Here is a 4151-nt window from a genome sequence, read left to right on the forward strand (position 1 = left end):
TCCCTTATCCTTTATTTCTGGAAAAAAAGCCCTAGCTGTATCTGGAATAGGAGACCATTTGTCATTTGAAAACAGCTTAAAGGATTTGGGATGCTATGCAGAAGGCTTAAGGTTTCCCGACCACCATTTCTATTCTTCCTCTGATATAGAGAAAATAAAAATTAAGGGAGGGAAATTTGACCTTATTGTCTCAACATTAAAGGATAGGGAGAAATTAAAGGATATTTCCTGCCTTTTTCTTGATGTTTCCTTTTCAATAAGCGATGAGCCATCCTTTATCTCCTTAATTCAAGCCAAATCGTAAACTCTCCCTTTTTTAGGTTTTCCCATTTACCATTCTTTAAAAAGAAAGACCTTTTAAATGTAATTGATTCATCTATAGGAAATAAAAAGCTTTGTTCTGATGAAATAATAATGCTATTTTTTCCTTTGTTAAACAAAGAGGGAGAAAGCTTTATTGAACCATTTTGAATAAGGTATCCGCTTCCACCCATATTACAACTACCTTTAATTCTTCCATTAATATCAATGGTTAGTATTCCTGATGTATTTGCTTGATAGCTAAAAAGAAGGACAATTTCCTTAAATCTTTGTAGGTCTTCTGTAATAATTAGCTCTTTTTTTATCTCCTTTTTAGCAAGGACAAAGGCATCTTTGCTTAATTTCTCACAATCGCCATTATCCTTTATAATAATTACATTCTCAATCTCTTGATGTCTTCCCTCTGGATGAACAAAGGGATAGAAATAACCTGATATAGATTGCGAATAAACAAGAATAAGGGAAAAAAGCAATGGAATTAAAGCTAAAATAAGCCTTTTGCTTTCTCGTTTTCTAATCCTTTCATAAAACCAATATAGAGCAAACCCAGCAAAGACAATGAGAATTGGAACAAAGCAGATCCTATGCCTTCCCAATATAGTCATAATAACAATACTTAACATTCCAGAGAAGGTAAATATGTAGAGTAAAAATGCCCTTTTGAAATAGCTTAATGAAAGAATAATTCCTGTTAGTGCTAATGAGCTTGTAATTCCAAAGTTAATAAAGATAGGGAGGGAAAGGATATAAGAATATCTTCTTTGAATTGAAGAATTGAAATTATTATCAATCTCAAGATTGCTCCAGAAAAGGAGGAATTTTTTAAAAAGAAGCTTTATAAAGGCTTTTGGATTTTCTTTGATAAATGAGATAACCTCTTTTGTATATGCTTTATCCCCCTCCTTTTTTGCCCTTTCTTCTACTTTATCGTTATAATGGGAAGGAGGATTTTTGTATTCACCCGTTGCATAAGGGTTATTTCCCATCCAAAGATTAACCGGCCCATTTGTTGAAATCAAAACAAACCTGCCAGAGCCAATGTAATTTCTAATTGTTGCTGGTGAAATTGTTATAAGGACAATCAAACAAAGAAAACCAAATTTTAATAATTTTGAATTTTGAATTTTGGAATACGAAGTATCGCAAAGCAATTTTGAATTAAAAAACATCCAGATAAGAAGAAAAGGGATAAAGAGCAAGATATTTGCCCTAGCCAAGGCAGAGAGACCCAATGTGACTCCAGCAAAGGCAATATTTTTGTAAGATGGTTTATCTTCTATTCTTAAGAGGAGAAGGACAGAAAGGGTATTTAAGAATGTTACCAAAGATTCCATAAGCAAGACACCTTCCACAATATAAAACATAGGATAGATTGTTGAAAGAATAAGTGAAACATAACCCACTATTTTGTTAAACCCCCTTTTTGCTATTAAGTATGTAATAAAGGATGTAAATAGACCAATAAGCATCTGGATAAACCTTGGGATTCCTGCATTTATTCCAAAGATTTTATAGATTAAAGCAAGGAAATAGAAATAAAGTGGTCCATAGCTATATGGCTCTTTTGAGAATGTGCCATTGAGAATTTCCTTTGCATAATTGTCATATGTTAGCATATCTGTTCCAGCTGGAGGGTTATAAAAGGAAGAATCATTTGTCTTAAGATGGGAAAGATAGATAAGCCTTAAGATTAGGGCAATAAGAAGAAGCAAAAAGACAATTATAATTTCCTTTTTATCCTTAAAGCCTTTATCAATTCTTTTCTTTTTTTTCATAATTTTTTAAAAACCCTGTATTTTAACAAGCCTTTCTTTTAATTCCTCTGCTTGCTCATATTTCCCTGGATAAATCTTAATAGCCTTGTTCGCCTCTGCAAGGCTTTCCCCATACATTCCAATGTTATAATAAAGCCTTCCTCTGTTATAATGGGAAACAGCACAATTTATCATATCAACAGAAGATGATGAATCTGCAAGCCCTTCCTTTCTTATCTTAAAATTGAACCTTGTTTTATTAAGCAATTCCAAAAGCCTCTCTTTACTTATATCCTTTTTTAATATCCTTGAGAATATCCCTTCTGGAAGAAACTCATAAAATTGTGCAGTAAAAGGGGAGGGAAAGATATAAAATGGCTTTTTTTCTATGTTTTTCTCAATCATATCCTTTTGTCTTTCCCAAGAAACTTCATCATATGATACTATCTCCTTCCTTAAGGCTGATGGCCAAAGATCAAAGGATAGCTTTGGAAATTGGTATTTTATTAGATTTGCCTTCCATTCAAATTCAAGAAGGTGCGTATCAACAAGGGATATGTCCTCTCTTGCATTTTCAACCCAATAGAGATATTCTGTTGGAAATGTATGTGTATCATCAGAGACAAAAACAACACTATTTTTCTCTATTGGTCTTAAGATATTCATACCATAATCATATGTAAAGTAATACATAGTCCTGTTGTTTAAATTGTAGTTTTTAAGGAAAAGAAAATTTGGGAGAAAGAGAAAGAGAAAGGCGGCAAAGGAGAGATAGGGATTTATTTTTTTTAAAAACGCCATAATATGAAATATAGCATATCCCATAAAGATTGAAAGAATAGCACAGGGAAGCATGTAATATAGCTCAATGGATGGATGGTTATAAGAGGAGGAGATAAAAATGTTTACAGAAAGGATGGAAAAGAACAGAAGAAAGAAAAAAAAATCAAAAATTAGCATTAAAAACATACCAAGTATTGAAAGGATAACGGGAAGCAATGTGAATTGATTGGTAAATTGATGTGCTATTTGTGAAATCATCCTTAAAATATGCTCCTTTAAGCTTATTTTAAGAAACAAAAATCCATATTGTTCGCCTGTTATATGGGAAATAAACCTTTTTAGTGTATCAGGGTCTCCCCAATTTAGGGGAGGATTAGCCGATGCCCTTATTGGAAGATAAAGGTATAAAAATAGGGGTAAAATAAAAAGCAAAGCCATTTTTGAAAAAGTGAGTAGTTTTGAGTTTTGAGTTGTAGTTTTGAGTTTTGAATTTTGAGTTTTGAGTTTTTTTGTCTTAAATTTTTTTCTATTCTTCCAAGAGACAGCTAAAATAAAAAATAAAGCTCCGGGAATAAGAAACAGGGTCTGTCTATGATGGGTTAAAGATAAGCCAAGGAAGAATGAGAAAAGATAGAGGTATTTCTTTTTTTCTCCTTTAAGAATAAGGAGAATAAGAAAAAGGGAGAATGTAAGGTGTCCTATATATTGACCTGCAAATGTAGATTGTTGCCATACAGTGTAGGAAAAGGCAATGGTCAAAGAAGAAACAATGCTTGGAATTACTTGTCGCTCTGTCGCTCTGCTACTCACTTTTAATGTAATAAAATAAACCATCATTACAGACAAAGAGCCAAATAAAGCCGATAGCATATTTATCCTAAAGGCAATGTTTCCAAAAGGAATAATGGTTATAAATTTTCCAATGATGCAATAAAATGGGTATCCAGGGGGATGTGGAATTCCCAAAATAGCCGCAGCTGTTGTCATATCTCCAGCATCATAAAGCCCAACAGATGGTGTAAGGGTAAAGAGATAAACAAAGAAAGAAGAAAGTAAAACAAAAAGAGCCATTTACATAAAATTTTAAATTCTAAATTTTAAATTGTAAATTTTAAATTGCAAAAAGTTTAGATTTTTATTATAATTGAACAAAATTTAATTTAAGGAGGAAAAAAATGAAATCAGACATTGAGATCGCACAAGAGTGCAAGATGAAGCCCATCATTGATGTGGCAAGGGATTTAGGGTTAGAAGAGGATGACATTGAGTTCTATGGGAAATACAAGGCAAAGG

General features: G+C 32.5%; 4 protein-coding genes. 2 read left to right on the forward strand and 2 right to left on the reverse strand.

The window, feature by feature from the left end; genetic code table 11:
• On the forward strand, positions 1-304 hold a 304-nt coding region (locus tag AB1630_06105), incomplete at its 5' end, for a tetraacyldisaccharide 4'-kinase (GenBank protein MEW6103373.1).
• On the opposite strand, the gene AB1630_06110 is transcribed toward AB1630_06105, so the two are convergent.
• Together AB1630_06110 and AB1630_06115 are read right to left on the reverse strand one after the other, a co-directional pair.
• Positions 276-2096, reverse strand: a complete 1821-nt coding sequence (locus tag AB1630_06110) for a glycosyltransferase family 39 protein (protein ID MEW6103374.1) — start codon at positions 2094-2096, stop codon at positions 276-278. The two genes, AB1630_06105 and AB1630_06110, sit on opposite strands and share 29 nt — an antisense overlap.
• A 6-nt stretch (positions 2097-2102) precedes the next feature.
• On the reverse strand, positions 2103-3929 hold the full coding sequence (locus AB1630_06115; GenBank protein ID MEW6103375.1) for a DUF2723 domain-containing protein: 1827 nt from the start codon (positions 3927-3929) through the stop codon (positions 2103-2105).
• 104 nt (positions 3930-4033) lie between these two features.
• Here AB1630_06115 and AB1630_06120 point away from each other — a divergent pair.
• Positions 4034-4151: formate--tetrahydrofolate ligase (locus AB1630_06120; GenBank protein ID MEW6103376.1), on the forward strand; the 118-nt coding region annotated here is incomplete at its 3' end.

Source organism: bacterium (assembly GCA_040753555.1).
GTDB lineage: Bacteria > UBA9089 > UBA9088 > UBA9088 > UBA9088 > JBFLYE01.